Raw genomic sequence first — 17,550 nt, forward strand, 5'->3', positions numbered from 1 at the left:
GGTTGTCTTTCGACCTGACGGTGGCCAGTCTCCACCACGAACAGTTAGACGGTCGCGCCGCCGTCACGGTTCCCAGCGTCGGCGGCAGCCCCGGCGTCGAAGTACTCCAGCGCCTCGGCGAGTTTGGCGCGGGCGCGTGCGCAGCGGCTCTTCACCGTGCCCTCGGCGACGCCGAGCATGCGGGCGGTCTCTGCCACCGAATAGCCCTGCATGTCCACGGCGACCACGGCCGCGCGCTGTTCGACCGGCAGCCGCATCAGAGCGCGCTCCACGACGATCGCGGTGTCGACCCGTGGGGTCGGGTCGCTGACCGGGCAGACGTCGTCGGCAAGCTCGGTCGTCGGCCGTGACTTGTTGCGCCGCAATCGGTCCAGACACGCATTGACCACAATGCGGTAGAGCCAGCTGCTGACGGCGGAGTCGTGACGGAAGGCCGGTGCGCTGCGATGTGCCGACAACATGGCGTCCTGCAGGGCGTCGGCGGCGTCGTCGGGGTTTCGGCTGGTGATCTGGGCGAGCCGGTACAGCTGCCGGTGATGCCGGTAGAACAGCTCCTCGAACGCGTATCGGTCACCGGCGATATGCGCGGCCAGAAGCTCCGCGTCGCTTCGGTCCGGGCCGGAGAATGTGCCCACAAGCGAACACTAAGCGGATTCCCAGGTAGGTCTTGACACAAGTTTGCCGGGCTGGGGATGAGGGCTAGGACGCCGCCTTCAGGGTGATCTCGGCGATGTCGGAGCGGCTCTTGCCGTCGACTTGGCCCAGGGTGGACACCCAGACCAGCAGGTTGGATGTCGGCGCCGCGTTGTCCACCTTGATGGTGTTCGACCCGGGCTTGAGCGTCGTGGCCGGTGTCAGCACGGTGGTGTCGGACAACGACGATGGTGTCGGTGTCTGCGACGAACGGATTTCCACCGCAGTGCCGGTGCTGTTCAGGTTGATGGTGACCTCGCCGATCTTCGTCGGCTGGGGCAGCTGCAACATCAAGCCGACACCGTTCTTGAAATTCGGGAACGGCACCGGGTCGGTGTACGTGTCGATGGGCCACACCGTGGTGGGGTTGCCGTCGATCGCCAGCGGGGCCTGATCGGGTGCGTCAGCCTCACCTTCAGGTGAAAAGACCGTCACCCGAACGGGTTTGACGACGTTGCCGGTGGACCCGCCGCTGCTCTGAGCTGACGTACTCGGGGCGTTGAGGCCCAGCTGGTCACCGCCGAGCCCGCCGACATCGCCGAAGATCCGGCTGAGCACCGACGCCAGCACGATCAGCGCGACGACGATGACCGCGCCGCCGACGCCCAGTCCGATCATCAAACCTTTGCGGCGCCGCGCGGAGGCTTCGGGATCGTCGGATGGTGCGCCGCGGAAGCGGGCCGGCGGCCGGGACTCGGGCTCGTCGATCGGCGAGATGAGCTCGGTGCGGTCGGCCACCGCGGTGGCCTGCTGCAGCAGATTCAGCAGCGTGGGCGCGCTGCGGATGCCGCCGCCCTCCTGGACCGCACGGGCCGCGGCCGCCGAGATCTGGAACGGGATGTCACGGTCGACGGACCTCGGCTCGATCGGCTGGCCCGCCGCGTCGAGTTCGGCGCGGGCGAATCCGCTGCGCACGCCAGACTCCGGCAGCGGCCAGCGGTTGATCAAGAGGGCATACAGCGCCGCGCCGATTCCGCGGATGTCGTCTTCGGGTGTGGCATCGGGCATGGTTGCCGGGAAGGCCAGCGCCACGTCGCCTTCGATGCTCACCCGTACGCGGCTGGGGTGGTCGATCGACAGCGCCACCCCGGAGCGGTGCGCGGCCTCGGCGGCCGCGGCCAGCGATTGGATCGCGCGGGCCCCGCCGATCGGCGAGGGCGAGGTTTCGGCGACTTCCTGCAGGGATCCGCCGCGGATCCACTCCGACACGATCAGGCCGCCCGATCCGGTGTTGGCCACGTCGAGCACCCTGGCGACGCCGGGCATGTCGAGACGGCTGAGCTTGAGCGTGCGGGCAAGGATCTCCTGCACTTGGGCGTCGGGCAGCGTCGCCTCGGGGTCGACGAACGTCAACGCGACCTGCCGGTCCAGCGCGGTGTCCAGCGCCTGCCAGAACTGCAGGCTGGGCGGCCCGCCGTGGAACATCAGCAACCGGTAGCGGCCGCCGGCGATGGTGGCGCCGGGAATGAGGTGGACGTCCTCATCAGATGTGGCAGCCTCGATCGGCGGTTCTCGTGGCACGTCGAAGGGCAGCGATTCGCGGGTCGGGTCACCGCCGTAATCGGACGGGGGGCGCCCGGACACCGGCATCGGTGCGGTGCCGTTGGCGGGCTCGGGGAACGCGGCGGTTTCGTCCGGCTCGGGCACGTCGGGCTGGAAGTCGTCGGCGACGACGTCGGGCTGGAAGTCGTCGGCCGCCGGACGTGGAATCTTGGTGGTGGCGGTGCTGTCCGGGCCGGATGCGGCGCCGGCCGCTGGTTCGTCGGTCACCGCTGGTCCTTTCCCCCGACCGTCCCCGGCAACACCAGCCGGGGGCCCGCGCCGGGCCGCCGCAGGGAATTGACGGTGGCGTGACGCGAACGAATTCCTCTGATCAGGGTACGTGAGGGGGCCGCCCGGCCGTGGCCGGTCGGGCCGCGCAGGGGTGGTCGCGGCTACCGTCTTGCGTCCGCCGAGCCAGCGTCGGACGACGGCCAACGCGGCCTGTGCTTCGGGCACGCGGGCCGCCACCATGACACCACCGATGATCGGCACCATGATCAACCCGAGCACCAGCAGACGCAGCAGCGATCCGGCCCCGCCCCAGTTGCGGGTCAGCGACTCCAACCCGAGCAACTGGTCGACAACGTGGGCGATCAGCCCGGCGAGCAGTGAGGCGGAGATCGTCACGAGGATGGTCCGCACGACTGGCAGGCTGATCAATTGGCCGCCGGGCGGGTTGAGGCTGGCCCGCAGCAGGAAGTAGCCGACGGTGGCGCCGGCCAAGAAGCCAAGGCCGTTCGCGAGGCCGAGATAACCGGCGACCAGTTGGGGATCGTCAGTGAGGTACGGCGCCGTCAGCGACGCGGCGATCTTGACGGTCGTGATCACCACGATCAGCGCGATCGGGGTCCACGGTTGTTCCCTGGCGTAGAACACTCGAAGTTGAAGCAGCACAAGGGCATACGGGATCAACGTGAACGCCGACAGCGTGATGGCCATGCCGAGATAGCCGGCGTCGACCTCGCCGAAGTTGCCGTACGCGAACAGTGCGCTGCCGATCGCCGGGCCGCCGACCGTCATCATCGCGACGATCGGGATCAGTGTCACCATCGTCAGCCGGGTGGCCAGGGACAGGTCGCCGAGGACCGCGGGGATGTCGTCGGCGGCGGCGTTACGGCTCAGCCGCGGCATCACCACCGTCAGCACCGTGACGCCGATCATCCCGAACGGCAGCATCAACACCAGCCAGGTGTAGTTGTAAATAGCCGGGCCGGAAGCGGCTGCCCCACTGGCGATCTGGTTACCGACGATCAAGCCGATCTGGCTGATCAGCACGTAAAGGACCATCGCCGCGGCCATGGCACCGAACTTCTTGAGGCGATCGTCGATGCCCCACAGCGGCCGCAGGCTGATCCGTTCTTGCCGGATCGCCACCAGCAGCACCGCCGTCTGCGCGAAGACACCGAGCGTGGTGCCGATGCCGAGGACCAGTAGCTTGGCGTTGCCCATCTCGACGGGATCGATCGAAAGTTCGCCGGGCACAAGAAGATACAGGCCGAGGGTGGCGATCGCGACGATGTTGTTGACCACCGGAGCCCAGGCCGGGGGACCGAATACGTTGCGGGTGTTGAGGATCGCCATGAACACCGACGACAACCCGTAGAAAATGATCTGCGGCAGAAGCAAATAGGCAAACGCCGTGGTAAGCGCCCGGTTGACCTGAGGGTCGCTGCCCAGCATGAGGTCGACCAGCAGCGGGGCGGCGGCCACCGACAGCACCGTCACCACCACGAGCAGGGTGGTGGACAGGGTGATCAGCCGCCGCACGAATGCGGTGCCGCCGTCAGGGTCGTCGCGTTCCGCGCGGGCCAGCACCGGCACGAAGATCGCGGTGAACGTGGCCTCCAGAACGAGCGCTGCGATCAGGTTGGGCAGCTGGTTGGCGACGGAGAACGCGCTCGACAGCGCGGCACCCAGGATCGTGGCGAGCAGCACGATGCGGGTGAAGCCGGTGATCCGGCTGACCAGGGTCGCGAACGCCATGCCCCACGACCGCGACACCACCGCGGAGTCGGACAGTTCCGGGCGTCCGGCACGACGGCGCGGAGCAGGTCCGCGGGGGATACGGGGTGGTGGCGTCCGCATCCGGCGCGGCGGGGGATAGGAGGGTGGTGGCGGGTAGTGGCGCGGCGGGACCCGGCCCGGCGGCGTTCGTGACTCGGGCGGCCGAGGGCCGAGCGGCGTGCTCATTTGTCAGTGCCGGTTGAGCCGGCGGAGCGACTGACCGCAGGCGGCGATGGGGCGTCGGATCCCTCGTCATAGGCCATCGCGACGTCGATCGGATCCGGCCGGTCGAGGTCCGCAGGATCCGGCTGGCCGTGGAACCGGTGCCACAGTCGTCGGCCAACCAACAACGCCAGCACGACGCCGCCGGTCAGGGTGATGAAGAACAGCACCTTGCCGTATGCGTTGGAATGCACGGACAGCCGAACGGGCTCGCCCAGTTGAAGGCCGTCGGCGGTGCGCAGCGCGACGTCCACCGCGACGCGCTGGGTGAAATGCACCTCGATCGGCACCCGCAACGGCAGATAGCCAGGAGGCAGCTCGATCTCACCGGGGTCGGTTACCGACATGCCGGGTGGTGCATCGACTTGCAGCCGGACCCGGATGGGCACAGGAAGGTCGTTGCGCAGTGCCAGCGGCAGCGGGCTGTGTTCGGTCGCCAAGGTGTAGGAGCCGCCGGGGTTGACGATCGTCACTGCGCCGAACAGGTCGTCGACGGTGCGGCCGACGGTCGTCAACCGCTGCTGCGCCAAGCCGTTGCGAGCGTCGGGCGGAACCGACTGGCTCAGCGCGCGCAGCATGTCCTCGCGAAGCGGCGCCGTGTACTGGGCGCCGGTCAAGCCGGTGCGCGCATCGGTGGTCAGCGCCGCCGACAGCCCCCGAAGCCGATCGGTCACCGAGGCGATGCCGTCGACGACGCCGTCGTCGAACCGGCCGCGTGGGTTGCCCATCACATCCTCGGGCAGCGGCGCGACGTCCTGCGGCGGCACGGCGTTGCTTTCGGCGATGACCGCAGTGAGCGGCCGCGGAATGGCCAGCCCGGCGTGGATGGTGGTCGCGACCGCGGTGAGTATCGCCTGCGCGTCATCGGGTTTGAGGTTCCACGCCAGCGGCGGCATCAGCAGTTGTGTGCGCGGCTCGGTGTCGGGATGCAGCCCGCGCCACAACAGCGAGCCGAGCGCGTCTTGGCGACGCGCGGCCTCCGAGTCGTGTTTGACCGGGATGTCGAGCGACGGGTCGAGGTACGACGGGGACGCCGGCTCGGTGCCCGCGCCGGCGAGCGCGGCGCCGACGGTGGGGTCGAACGGGGCGGCGACGACCTGCGGGGTGTAGCGGACGGCGTTGACGTCGGCGGTGGCGGGCTCGCCGGTGGCGGAGTCTTGGGCGGTGAAGTGCGCTGCGCTGATCGCGACGGTGCCGCCCTGATCCGACAGCAGTTGGACCGCCGGACCCGTCAGCGGGCCGTCGCCCACGATGGTGACGCCGCGCACCGAGGCGACGCCCAGGATCTGGTCGACGATGTCACCTGTGGTCTTCGTGGCGATCCCACTGAGGTCTGCGTCGCCGACGCGGTGTAGCGCGTCGAGGTCGGCCTGCGCGTAGGTCGTCGGCGTGACACACATCCGTTGCGACAGCGCCTTGAGCCGGTTGAGCCAGGCCGTCGCGGCCTCCTGACCGGCGCCGGGATGCGTCGGCGTGGACGGGCCGGCGTCGGGCGCATCGTTGACGACGTAGCCGCCGGTCATCGCGTTGACAGTGACCAGCAGGTCGGGGTCGACGGCCAGGCACAACGCGTTGCGCACCTCCCCGCCAGGGTCGACTGGCGGGCTGGTCGCGAAGTCGACCGCCGACAGCAGGGTGTCGAGCCGTCCGCCGGGCCCGAGCGACACCGCGAGCTCGTCGTCGATCAGCCGCACCGGTGTGGTGCCGCCGGGTGCGCCGGCCGCGAGCCGAGGGCGATCCGCCAACGGCCACAGCATCGTCAGCCGCACCGGTTTGGAGGTGTCGGGCGGCACGACGGACGTCAACGCGTCGGCGGATTCCGCGGCCTGCTCTGGCGGCACGCCGATCACCGGCAGGAGGAAGCGGGCGTCGTCGAGGCGGGCAGGCGAACCGTAGTCGGGTGTGCCGTTGACGTTGACCATCATCGGGTACACGCCCGGCTGCTCGATGTGCAGCGAGGGCAGCTCGGCAGAGCGCAGGGGATAGGCGAGGGTGAACGGAACAGCTTGTCCGCGAAGCAATTCCGGCGCGAGGGTGATGAAGTCCGCGACGGGTTCGAACTGGTCGACGTTGCCGGTGAGATTGGTGCGAAGGCCTGCCGACGCGGTGACGGCGGAGGCGTGCTCGAAGCGAACCATCACGTCACGGACAGGGCGGTCGCCGACATTCACCACCGACCCGGTGACGGTGACGATGGGCTCGCTTGTGGTGGTGACGACTTCGGGAGTGACGCGGTCGATGCGCACCTGAAGGAAGGGGATCGCTCCTGGCTCGCCCGCGGCGGCGTTGGGCACGGCGGGCCAGGCGATCAGCGTCAGCAGCGCGAGCGCGGCCAGCAGACGCGGCAGCATCGCCACGTCACGGTCCTTGTCCGCAGCCGTTCGTGCGCCGACCGGGCTGCGGTTGGGCGGCTTCGTCGGTGCGACGGTTGCGGGTGTGCGAGTGCGTTTGGGCGCGCCGCCGCGGCGAGGAATGCGGAAGCGGCGGCAGGGCGGCGGGCCCGTCGTTGTGCAGCTTGTCGATCAGCTCACCGGCGACCTCGGCAAGCCGCCGTTCGTCGGCGTAGGCCAGCCGTGACGGCAACTCCTTGAGCGGCACCCAGGCCACCTCACTGACCTCGACGTCCTCGTCGGAGAGCTCGCCGCCGAGGAAACGCATCAAATAGTGGTGCACGGTCTTGTGCACGCGGCGGCCCTCGGTGACGAACCAGTAGTCGATGCTTCCCAGCGCTGCGAGCACGCTGCCCTGGATGCCGGTCTCCTCGGCGACTTCGCGGATCGCGGTCTGTTCAGCGGTTTCACCGAGTTCGATGTGGCCCTTCGGCAGTGACCACAGCATCCGGCCCCGACGGTCGATGCGGCCGATCAGCGCGGCGACCTGGCCGTCCTTCGGACCGTCGATGCCGTCGATGACCAATCCGCCGGCAGAGGTTTCATGCACCGTGCGAAGCCGGTCGGGCGGGCGCCGCGGGCGTGACTTCTGAGGCTTGTTCGGCCCGGCCGGCTGGTCCTTCTTGTCCTGCTTGGCGTGTACCGAGTTGTTGTTGCGGTGCTCGGCGGTGGCTTCCGGTGGGCCCGCCGCGCGTCGGCCGCGACGCCGCCCCCGGCGCCGTCGTGGTTTGGCCTGTTCGCCGTCCGACACCCAAGCGATAGTAGCTGCCACGAAGTTTGGCTCCCGCCGCACTCACCGGTCGTGACTCACCCGTTGCACATTAGGGTTATCGAACGTGCCCAATTCAGCTGCAGACGCCGAACTGCTTGCCGCCGCGCAAGTTGCGTTGAACCGCCACGGCGGCGTGCTGCGCGAGCTCGGCCGAGTATTCGCTGACGCGGGACACGATCTCTATTTGGTGGGCGGAAGTGTCCGCGACGCGGTGCTGGGCCGGCTGAGCAATGACTTGGATTTCACCACCGATGCCCGGCCCGAGCAGATGCAGGAATTTCTGCGTCCGTGGGCCGACGCCCTGTGGGACACCGGGATCGATTTCGGCACGATCGGCGTCGGCAAGGCGGGCGATCGCTTGGAGATCACCACGTTTCGCGCCGACACGTACGACCAGGTGTCGCGCAATCCGCAGGTGCGGTTCGGCGACCGTCTCGACGACGATCTGGCGCGAAGGGACTTCACCGTCAACGCGATGGCGGTGCGCATCACACCCGACGGGCCGGCCGAATTCCACGATCCCCTAGGCGGTTTGGCGGCGCTGCGCGCCAAGGTGCTGGATACGCCGTCGGCCCCGGAGGTGTCGTTCGGCGACGATCCGCTGCGGATGTTGCGTGCAGCGCGGTTCGTCTCGCAGCTCGGATTCACCGTCGCGCCGCGGGTGCTCAAGGCCCTGGTGGAGATGGCGCCGCAGCTGGGCCGCATCACCGTCGAACGAGTGGCGGCCGAGTTGGACAAGCTGGTCTTGGGTGCCGACCCGGTCGCGGGCATCGACCTGATGGTGCAGTCGGGATTGGGCGACGTGGTGCTGCCCGAGGTGGGCGCGATGCGGATGGCGATCGACGAACACCATCAGCACAAGGACGTCTATCAGCATTCGCTGACGGTGTTGCGGCAGGCCATCGATCTCGAAGACGACGGCCCGGATCTGGTGCTGCGGTGGGCGGCGCTGCTGCACGACATCGGCAAGCCCGCGACCCGCAAGCACGAATCCGACGGCGGGGTCAGCTTCCATCACCACGAGGTCGTCGGCGCCAAAATGGTCCGCAAGCGGATGCGGGCACTGCGCTACTCCAAGCAGATGATCGACGACGTATCTCAGCTCGTGTACCTGCATCTGCGGTTCCACGGTTACGGCGACGGCCAGTGGACGGACTCGGCGGTGCGCAGGTACGTGACCGACGCGGGTCCGCTGTTGGACAGGCTGCACAAGTTGGTACGCGCCGACTGCACCACTCGCAACAAGCGGCGTGCGGCGCGGTTGCAGGCCAACTACGACGACCTCGAACATCGGATCGAGGAGTTGGCGGCGAAGGAAGATCTGGCACGGGTGCGGCCGGACCTCGACGGCAACGAGATCATGCAGATCCTCGGAATCCCGGCGGGCCCGGAGGTCGGGCAGGCGTGGCGGCATCTCAAGGAGCTGCGGCTGGACCGCGGCCCGCTCAGCCACGACGAAGCCGTCGAGGAACTGCTGAAGTGGTGGAACTCACGGCAGTAGCCACGCGTCTGAACCTGCATGGACTACTGCCTCGGTGACGCCGACGGTTCGGCGACGATGTGGACAGCCGAACCGAACGTCGATGTGGACGGCGATGGCGTGCTCGATGCCGTCGGGCTGGATTTCGACGGCGATGGTCAGCTCGACGACGCGATGGCGGACTTCGACGGCGACGGGATGGCAGATCACCTGGTCAACGACTACGCCACCGATGCGGTCTCCTTCACCGACGACGGCACCGGAATGTGGGCGGTGAGCGTTGACCGCGCCGGGGGATTGCGATGGTTCGGACTGGATGGTGTGGAGCACACCGGCGGCCCGATTGTCGACGTCGACGCGGACGGACAGGCCGACGACCGATTGGTCGACGCCGATCGCGACGGGCTGGCCGACCGTGCGCTGTCGTCGGGTTTGGCCTTCGTCGACACCGACGGCGACGGGCACTGGGACGTCAAGCTCGCCGATACCGATGGCGACGGTAAGGCCGACGCTGCGTCGCAGGTGTAGCTCAGTCCCGACCGGCCCCTGGCGGCCCGGCGAAGGCCTGCGCAATGTCGAGCCACTTCTCGGCGTCGGCGCCAACGGCGTGAACATCCAGCGAGGCGCGGGGCCGCCGCTGCGTGACGAGCATGCAGAAGTCCTCGGCCGATCCGGTGACCCGCTGTGCGGCGTCGTCTGGGCCCCACGACCATGTCGAACCGTCCGGGGCGCGCAGCTCCACCCGGAACGGATCGGATGGGGCAGGCAGGCCATGTATCGCGAACGCGAAATCGCGCGTGCGCACGCCGATATGCGCAATGGAGCGCAGTCGCTGCGTCGCCGGCCGCTTCACCCCGAGCGCGTCGGCCACGTCGAGACCGTGCGCCCACGTTTCCATCAGCCGAGCCGTCGCCATCGACGCGGGGCTCATCGGCGGGCCGAACCATGGCAGTTTGCGTCCGTCGGGAACGGCCAGCAGCTCGTCGTGCAGGCGCCCCCTGGTCGTCCGCCAATCGGTCAGCAGCTGCTCGGGCGCAACAGCGGCGAGTTCCTCGGCGCCGGCGTCGACGAACCCGGTCGGGTCCTTCGCCGCCTCTTCCAGCATGGCCGCGAACCCCGCTTCATCGGTGACCGCGATCAGTGCGACGCGATCGGTCCACAGCAGATGTGCGATCTGATGGGCGATCGTCCAGCCCGGTGCTGGCGTCGCGTCGGACCAGCGCGCGGCGGGAAGGTCGGCGACCAGCGCGTCGAGGTCGTCGCTTTCGGCACGCAAATCGGCCACCATCGGGTCCGCTGTCGCCATGCCGGTACCTTAGCCGGGCTGCGTCGCGCGACGGCCGACGGCGGCGTGAACAGCCAGCCCGCCGAGATATACCGCTGTCCCGGCGATGACCAGCGCCGGTTGATGGCCGTCGGGCGGAATCACGGCCGCCGCCAACACCATTGCGAGGATGAACGACATCCAGAACAGCGCGTCCTGGACCGCGAACACGTGGCCACGCAGCGCGTCGTCGACGTCGATCTGCATCGCGGTATCCGCGCACAGCTTGACCACCTGCCCGGCCGCGCCGAGCAGAAAACCGCACAGCACCATCACAGGAAGTTGTAAGCCGGAGCCGCACAGCTGGACGGCTGCCGCGAAGGCAAGCGCGCCGTTGGGCGCGGCGTACCGGCCCCAGCGACGGACGATTGTCGGCGTCAGTGCGGTCGCGAGGAACGAGCCGAAACCCGTGGCGGCGAGGAACATCACCGACGTGCCGAGGCCCGCGACCTCCGTGGTGTCGGTGTGGCGCACCATCACCAGCACCAGCAGTGTGTTGATGCCTAGCACCATTCGATGGGCGGCCAGCCCCGACAACGTGGCCGCGACGGACGGCACGGCCAACACCGTGCGCGCGCCGTGCACCCACCCGGTGGCCACCGCGTAGGCGACCGACCCGTGGATCGCGCGCTTGCTTTCGTGGGGTCCGAGGACGTGGGGCGCGAAGCGCACCGAGAGCAGCAGCGCAATCAGCACCGGTACCGCGACGATGAAAATGATTGCGGCGGCACCGGTGTCGTTGGCGCCGAACAGCCAGCGCGGCACCAGCATGAAGAGCGCGCCGAGGAACGCCGCGGCGGCGCCGGTGGCGGTGGCCACCGAGTTCATCAAGACGACCTGTTCACGGGGCACCACGTCAGGCAGGGCCGCCGACAGACCCGACGAAACGAAGCGGGTGAAACCGTTGACGATCAACGCGCCGAACAAGATCGGAAGATCTCGCGTACCGGCGGCCAGCAGGGCGGCGACGCTCAGTACCAGCAGCAGCCTGCCGAGGTTGGCGCCGATGAGCACGAGTCGGCGGTCCCAGCGGTCAAGCAGCGCGCCCGCGAACGGGCCGAGCACCGAATACGGCAGGAACAGCGCGGCGAAAGAGCCTGCTACCGCCCACGGCTCGGCGGGCCGTTCAGGGTTGAACAGGATCGCGCCTGCGAGGCCCGCCTGGAACAGCCCGTCACCGAATTGGCTGACCGTTCGCAGTTCGAGCAGTCGCCAGAATTCGGGTAGTGCACGCACCGAACGCCAAAGGGCAATCGGTGCGCGGGTGTCGGCCAAGAAGATCACGTCCTGGTTGAGCAGTAGTGCAGATCGGCAACCCGCACCACAGTACAAATATCCCGGCGGGCCGCGCTTGTTCGCCACCGCGACTCGTCCCTGGTGCCATCATGGTGGGGTGGCGCAGTCAGAGGATCCGGAGGATTTCGTCGCCCCAACGGCGCACCGGGTACGCGCGGGAACGCTGCTGCTCGCCAACACAGATCTGCTGGAGCCGACGTTTCGGCGCAGCGTCATCTACGTGGTTGAGCACAACGACGGCGGCACCCTCGGCGTCGTGCTCAACAGGCCGAGCGAGACCGCGGTGTACAACGTGTTGCCGCAGTGGGCGAAGCTGGCGTCCAAGCCGAAGACGATGTTCATCGGCGGACCGGTGAAGCGCGACGCGGCCTTGTGCCTGGCGACGCTGCGCGTCGGCACCGATCCCAACGGCGTGCGGGGACTACGGCATGTTCAGGGCAGGATGGCGATGGTCGACCTCGACGCGGATCCCGACGCGATCGCGCCGATGGTGGAAGGCGTGCGCATCTTCGCCGGCTATTCAGGCTGGACGATCGGTCAACTGGAGGGCGAGATCGAACGCGACGACTGGATTGTGCTGTCCGCGTTGCCATCCGACGTTCTCGTCGAGCCGCGTGTCGACTTGTGGGCAAGGGTGCTGCGTCGCCAGCCGCTGCCGCTGTCGCTGATCGCGACTCATCCGATCGACATCAGCCGTAACTGAAAATCTGCGAGCCGCAACTTACTTGCACGACAAAGTGCACGTCGCGCAGGCGCCACCACAGGCACCGGCCGTCTCTTGGCGGGCGACGACCTTCGCGCTCTGCCAGCAGCCTGCCGCGACCGTGCCGATCGCGCCGACGACGCACACGATCACCACGAGCAATCCCGTTTCGGGCCGGGTGGATAACGCCACCGCACCGCCTGCGGCGAGCATCACCGCCGCAGCCAGCTGAGTGGGGGCCACCGCGCGCAGAACTTGCCGGACCGGATCGGTGGAGTTGGGGCGGCTCAGCAGCCACAGGCCCAGCGCTGCGGTCGCGATGGCGGCGCACAAGCAGAGCACCGCGGCGATCAGCATGCGCCACACAATACGAGCCCAACGCCGATCGTGTCGGGTTGGGCGTCCCCCGGGCGCCAGGCTTCGCCCGGGGGACGACGTCTACCCCGGTTGCCCTAGAAGCTGGGGCGTCCCCGGCACCTGCGGCGCGCCTGACGCAGGCGGGGGTGTGGGGGTTGCGGGCGCGGGGGCGCCGACCTTGAAGCCGTTGACGATCGCATCGGTGGCGTCGGCGGCGGCCACCACTTGGTCGACGCTGGTGGTCACCGACAATGTGACGAGGTACTTGTCAGGACCGGCGGTCACGATGACGTGGCGGCGCGACGTGTTCAGCGTCATCGCGTTGTCGCGGTAGGTGCCCTCGATGACCGACGACGGCATGCCGCCGAAGTCGGCCATGGATCCGTCGGTGGGCCGCCAGGCCGGCAGCTGCTGGCTTTCGACCCACCCGTGGCTGATGGCCTCCTTCGGGTCGAAGTCGCCGATCAGCTTGTACACGACCAGCTGCGCGTTCGACGAGTACAGCCCATTGCCGCCCACGCGGTCGGCGATCACGGCGAACGCGTCGGGGACGTTGGGATCGGGGACCTGGGCCCAGCCCTGCGGGATCGGCAGCACGATGGTCAGCGCCTTGAAGTCGCGGCTGTTCTGCGGCTCGAGCTTGACGCCCTTCGCTTTGAAGTAATCAGTCAGGGTGCCGGAGGTCGCCGGAGTGATGGTGGCCGGCGGCTGCGCGGGCACTGCCGGTGTCGAGATCCCCGCGGGCGGCGCGCCGGTGACCGGCATCACAGCCGGTTGACTTGCGGGCTGTTGAGCGGCCATCGCGGCGTTGGGAGCCACCGTCACGGTCTGCGTCACAGTCGCCGGCGCGGGCAGCGGCGGTTGCGGGAACACGGGCTCGGCCGACGCGGTGGTCCCCGCCAAACCGAGCACGCCGGCCGCCGCGGCGGCCGTACCTGCTGCCAAAACCCGCCAGCGGCGGGCGATCTCGGTCATCGACGTCGTCCTTCCGGTGTAGCGGGGCTCGTCATGCTCGGGTCAGGCGCTGACCGTATCCCGGGCGAAGTATTAGCCACCAGGGCCGGGACCGACCTGGAATCAACCCCTGACCCGTCCGCAACGGAACCGATACCAACCCGTGGCCGACGCAGGGGTATCGCCCGCTCGCGGGCGGGCGGCGATCGGCGTGCTTATACCCTGTTCACGTGACCGAGCCCGCCGCCACCGAGGCCGACACCCCGCAGCACCGCTACACCGCGGAGCTGGCGGGGCAGATCGAGCATGCCTGGCAGCAGAAGTGGGCCGAGGCGGGGACGTTCAACGTGCCCAACCCGGTGGGCTCCCTGGCGCCGACGGACGGGTCACCGGTGCCGGCGGACAAGATGTTCGTGCAGGACATGTTCCCGTATCCGTCGGGCGAGGGCCTGCACGTCGGCCATCCGCTCGGGTACATCGCCACCGACGTCTACGCGCGCTATTACCGGATGATCGGCCGCAATGTGTTGCACGCGTTGGGCTTCGACGCATTCGGGCTTCCCGCTGAGCAGTACGCGATCCAGACGGGCACGCATCCACGCATCCGCACCGAGGCCAACATCGTCAACTTCCGCCGGCAGCTGGGCCGGCTGGGATTCGGTCACGACGCGCGGCGCAGCTTTTCCACCACGGATGTCGACTACTACAAGTGGACCCAGTGGATCTTCCTGCAGATCTACAACGCGTGGTTCGATCCTGCCGCGAACAAGGCGAGGCCGATCACCGAGCTTGTCGCCGAATTCGAGTCCGGCACAAGAACTCTCGACAAGGGCCGGTCGTGGTCGGAATTGTCCCCCGATGAGCGCGCCGACGCGATCGACTCGTACCGTCTGGTGTATCGAGCCGACTCGATGGTCAACTGGTGCCCGGGCCTTGGCACCGTGTTGGCCAACGAAGAGGTCACCTCGGAAGGTCGCAGCGAGCGCGGTAACTTTCCGGTGTTCCGGAAACGCCTGCGGCAGTGGATGATGCGCATCACCGCCTACTCGGACCGGTTACTCGACGACCTGGAACTGCTTGATTGGCCGGAGAAGGTCAAGACCATGCAGCGCAATTGGATCGGCCGGTCCACGGGTGCCTCGGTGCTGTTTCGCACCGACGAAGGCGACATCGAGGTGTTCACCACACGACCGGACACGTTGTTCGGCGCGACCTACATGGTGCTGGCACCGGAGCATGACCTCGTGGACAAGTTGACGGCGGCGCAGTGGCCCGCCGGAGTCGACGCGCGGTGGACGTTCGATTCTGCAACCCCCGCAGAAGCGGTCGCCGCGTACCGCGCGACGATCGCCGCCAAGTCGGACCTGGAGCGCCAGGAGAACAAAGACAAGACCGGTGTCTTCCTCGGCAGCTACGCCACGAATCCGGTCAACGGTCAACAGATACCGATCTTCATCGCCGATTACGTGCTGCTCGGCTACGGGACCGGCGCGATCATGGCGGTGCCCGGCGGCGACCAGCGGGACTGGGACTTCGCCACCGAGTTCGGTCTGCCGATCGTGGAAACCGTTGCCGGCGGCGATATTTCGCAAGGTGCGTACAGCGGCGACGGTGAGGTGATCAACTCCGACTACCTCAACGGGTTGAGCGTCGCGTCGGCGAAAGAGGCCATCACTCGACGGCTGGAGGCCGACGGCCGCGGCCAGGCCCGCGTCGAATACAAATTGCGGGACTGGCTGTTCGCCCGGCAGCGGTACTGGGGTGAGCCGTTCCCGATCGTCTACGACGCCGACGAGCGCGCGCATCCACTGCCGGAATCGGCGTTGCCGGTCGAACTGCCCGACATTCCCGACTACGCCCCTGTGCAGATTGATCCCGAGGACGCCGACAGCGAGCCCTCCCCGCCGCTGGGCAAGGCGACCGAGTGGGTGCACGTCGAGCTCGACCTCGGCGACGGGCTGAAGCCTTACACGCGTGACACCAACGTGATGCCACAGTGGGCGGGCAGCTCGTGGTACGAGCTGCGCTACACCGACCCGCATAACTCAGAGGAGTTGTGCGCCAAGGAAAACGAGGCCTACTGGATGGGGCCGCGGCCCGAGATCCACGGGCCCGCCGACCCGGGCGGCGTCGACTTGTACGTCGGCGGCGTCGAGCATGCCGTGTTGCATCTGCTGTATGCGCGGTTCTGGCACAAGGTGCTCTACGACCTCGGCCACATCAGCTCCAAGGAGCCGTACCGCCGGCTGGTGAACCAGGGCTACATCCAGGCCTACGCCTACACCGATGCTCGCGGCGCCTATGTGCCCGCCGCCGAGGTCACCGAACGCGACGGCAAGTTCTACTGGCCCGGGCCCGACGGTGAAACAGAGGTCTTCCAGGAATTCGGCAAGATCGGCAAGAGCCTGAAGAACTCGGTGTCGCCCGACGAGATCTGCGACAACTACGGCGCCGACACGTTGCGTGTGTACGAGATGTCGATGGGGCCGTTGGAGGCGTCGCGGCCGTGGGCCACCAAGGACGTCGTCGGCGCGTACCGCTTTCTGCAGCGGGTGTGGCGGCTGGTGGTCGACGAACAGACCGGCGTCGAGCGCGCCACCGAACACGAGGCTCTGGACACCGAGACGCTGCGGCTACTGCACCGCACGGTCGCGGGCGTGTCGGAGGACTATGCCGCGCTGCGCAACAACACCGCGGCGGCCAAGCTCATCGAGTACACCAACCACCTGACCAAGCAAGGAATCACCGCACGCGCCGCGCTCGAGCCGCTGGTGCTGATGGTCGCGCCGCTGGCCCCGCACCTGGCCGAGGAGCTGTGGCGGCGGCTCGGCCATGACACGTCGTTGGCGCACGGCCCGTTCCCGGTGGCCGACCCGCAGTATCTTGTCGAGGACACCGTCGAATTTCCGGTACAGGTCAACGGCAAGGTTCGCGGCAAGATCACCGTGGCGGCCGACGCCGACGCCGACACACTCGAGGCGGCAGCGCTGGCCGACGAGAAGGTGCAGGCCTTCCTCGACGGCGCAACCCCCAGGAAGGTGATCGTCGTCCCCGGCCGGCTCGTAAACCTTGTCGTCTGAGATGGCGAAGATTGCTTCGCCGCGTGGGACACGACAGTAAGGTGCACTGCGTGGGCAAAGGCCTGTTAGCTAACGGGCGAGGCCGCTGGTTGGCACTTGCGGCCTCGGTCGCCTTGGCCGCCGCCATGCTTTACGCCCAAGGCACAGAGCGTCCGTGCTGTGCTGAAAAGCCCGCAGCAAGCCCGACAGCCGAGGCGTCCGTGCCTGCCGCCGCGCCGGACGTCCCCAGTCCGCCCGCGGCGGAATTGCTGGCCGCAAGCGCCCCGCTGGCTGCCCGCGACTTCCAGTTCGCATTGCCCGCCGGCCTCGCGCCGGAGCAGGGCTTGCAGATCCACACCATCTGGGTGGCCCGTGCGATCAGCGTGATGTTTCCCGAGATCCAGACCATCGGCGGGTACCGGCAGGATCCGTTGCCGTGGCATCCCAACGGGTTGGCGATCGACGTGATGATCCCGGACTACCACAGCCAGGAGGGGATTGACCTCGGCAACCAGATCGCCGGGTTGGCGCTGGCGAATGCGAAGCGGTGGGGTGTGATCCACGTGATCTGGAGGCAGGGCTTCTACCCGGGTATCGGCGCGCCGAGTTGGACGGCGAACTACGGCAACGAGACCGCCAACCACATGGACCACGTGCACATCGCGACCGACGGCGGCGGATACCCGACCGGCAAGGAAACGTACTACCTCGGCTCCATGGCGTCCTAGCGATTTGTGCACGGTTGGTCACGCTG

13 protein-coding genes are annotated in these 17,550 nt (G+C 68.2%); 5 read left to right on the top strand and 8 right to left on the bottom strand.

Annotation, left to right across the window (positions count from 1 at the left end; translation table 11 throughout):
• Nucleotides 1-44 precede the first annotated feature (44 nt).
• The 4 genes from sigM to ACWW36_RS08640 all read right to left on the bottom strand — a co-directional run bounded on the left by sigM (nt 45) and on the right by ACWW36_RS08640 (nt 7,602).
• A complete protein-coding gene (gene sigM, locus ACWW36_RS08625) occupies nt 45-635 on the bottom strand; it encodes an RNA polymerase sigma factor SigM (protein WP_456141136.1) in 591 nt (196 codons plus the stop codon).
• Between the two features lie 64 nt (nt 636-699).
• Nucleotides 700-4,320: a murein biosynthesis integral membrane protein MurJ gene (gene murJ / locus ACWW36_RS08630; RefSeq protein WP_456142413.1), complete on the bottom strand. Its 3,621-nt coding sequence runs from the start codon at nt 4,318-4,320 to the stop codon at nt 700-702.
• A gap of 101 nt (nt 4,321-4,421) precedes the next feature.
• Nucleotides 4,422-6,812, bottom strand: coding sequence for a DUF6049 family protein (locus ACWW36_RS08635; RefSeq protein WP_456142414.1), 2,391 nt, complete (start codon nt 6,810-6,812; stop codon nt 4,422-4,424).
• Between the two features lie 7 nt (nt 6,813-6,819).
• Nucleotides 6,820-7,602 carry an NUDIX hydrolase gene (locus ACWW36_RS08640; protein WP_456141137.1) on the bottom strand — a complete coding sequence of 261 codons (783 nt, stop codon included), beginning with the start codon at nt 7,600-7,602 and terminating at the stop codon, nt 6,820-6,822.
• A gap of 85 nt (nt 7,603-7,687) precedes the next feature.
• Between ACWW36_RS08640 and ACWW36_RS08645 the strand changes: the two genes are divergently transcribed.
• A complete protein-coding gene (locus ACWW36_RS08645; RefSeq protein ID WP_456141138.1) occupies nt 7,688-9,124 on the top strand; it encodes a CCA tRNA nucleotidyltransferase in 1,437 nt (478 codons plus the stop codon).
• A gap of 18 nt (nt 9,125-9,142) precedes the next feature.
• On the top strand, nt 9,143-9,631 hold the full coding sequence (locus ACWW36_RS08650) for a pullulanase (protein WP_456141139.1): 489 nt from the start codon (nt 9,143-9,145) through the stop codon (nt 9,629-9,631).
• 1 nt (nt 9,632) lies between these two features.
• Here ACWW36_RS08650 and ACWW36_RS08655 read toward each other — a convergent pair whose 3' ends face one another.
• Nucleotides 9,633-10,409, bottom strand: a complete 777-nt coding sequence (locus ACWW36_RS08655) for a TIGR03084 family metal-binding protein (RefSeq protein WP_456141140.1) — start codon at nt 10,407-10,409, stop codon at nt 9,633-9,635.
• Between the two features lie 9 nt (nt 10,410-10,418).
• Nucleotides 10,419-11,702 (bottom strand): MFS transporter, encoded by a 1,284-nt coding sequence (locus tag ACWW36_RS08660; protein ID WP_456142415.1) that lies wholly within the window; start codon nt 11,700-11,702, stop codon nt 10,419-10,421.
• Between the two features lie 118 nt (nt 11,703-11,820).
• Here ACWW36_RS08660 and ACWW36_RS08665 point away from each other — a divergent pair, with 118 nt between their 5' ends.
• Nucleotides 11,821-12,426: a YqgE/AlgH family protein gene (locus tag ACWW36_RS08665; protein WP_456141141.1), complete on the top strand. Its 606-nt coding sequence runs from the start codon at nt 11,821-11,823 to the stop codon at nt 12,424-12,426.
• Nucleotides 12,427-12,444: 18 nt separating this feature from the next.
• On the opposite strand, the gene ACWW36_RS08670 is transcribed toward ACWW36_RS08665, so the two are convergent.
• Both ACWW36_RS08670 and ACWW36_RS08675 read right to left on the bottom strand, forming a co-directional pair.
• Entirely contained in the window at nt 12,445-12,783 is a 339-nt protein-coding gene (locus tag ACWW36_RS08670; protein WP_456141142.1) for a hypothetical protein, read from the bottom strand.
• Between the two features lie 81 nt (nt 12,784-12,864).
• Nucleotides 12,865-13,758, bottom strand: coding sequence for an LpqN/LpqT family lipoprotein (locus ACWW36_RS08675; protein ID WP_456141143.1), 894 nt, complete (start codon nt 13,756-13,758; stop codon nt 12,865-12,867).
• Between the two features lie 209 nt (nt 13,759-13,967).
• Here ACWW36_RS08675 and leuS point away from each other — a divergent pair, with 209 nt between their 5' ends.
• Together leuS and ACWW36_RS08685 are read left to right on the top strand one after the other, a co-directional pair.
• Nucleotides 13,968-16,817 (top strand): leucine--tRNA ligase, encoded by a 2,850-nt coding sequence (gene leuS / locus ACWW36_RS08680; protein WP_456141144.1) that lies wholly within the window; start codon nt 13,968-13,970, stop codon nt 16,815-16,817.
• Nucleotides 16,814-17,524, top strand: coding sequence for a glycoside hydrolase (locus ACWW36_RS08685; protein ID WP_456142416.1), 711 nt, complete (start codon nt 16,814-16,816; stop codon nt 17,522-17,524). The genes leuS and ACWW36_RS08685 overlap by 4 nt, the downstream gene beginning before the upstream one ends.
• The last annotated feature ends 26 nt before the right edge of the window (nt 17,525-17,550 follow it).

The sequence above is a fragment of the Mycobacterium sp. MMS18-G62 genome (assembly GCF_053877835.1).

Coding starts and splice junctions, on each gene's coding strand:
- murJ (WP_456142413.1), bottom strand. CDS start 4,320: ATGCGGACGCCACCACCCCGTATCCCCCGCGGACCTGCTCCGCGCCGT.
- ACWW36_RS08635 (WP_456142414.1), bottom strand. CDS start 6,812: ATGCTGCCGCGTCTGCTGGCCGCGCTCGCGCTGCTGACGCTGATCGCC.
- ACWW36_RS08650 (WP_456141139.1), top strand. CDS start 9,143: ATGGACTACTGCCTCGGTGACGCCGACGGTTCGGCGACGATGTGGACA.
- ACWW36_RS08655 (WP_456141140.1), bottom strand. CDS start 10,409: ATGGCGACAGCGGACCCGATGGTGGCCGATTTGCGTGCCGAAAGCGAC.
- ACWW36_RS08670 (WP_456141142.1), bottom strand. CDS start 12,783: ATGCTGATCGCCGCGGTGCTCTGCTTGTGCGCCGCCATCGCGACCGCA.
- ACWW36_RS08675 (WP_456141143.1), bottom strand. CDS start 13,758: ATGACCGAGATCGCCCGCCGCTGGCGGGTTTTGGCAGCAGGTACGGCC.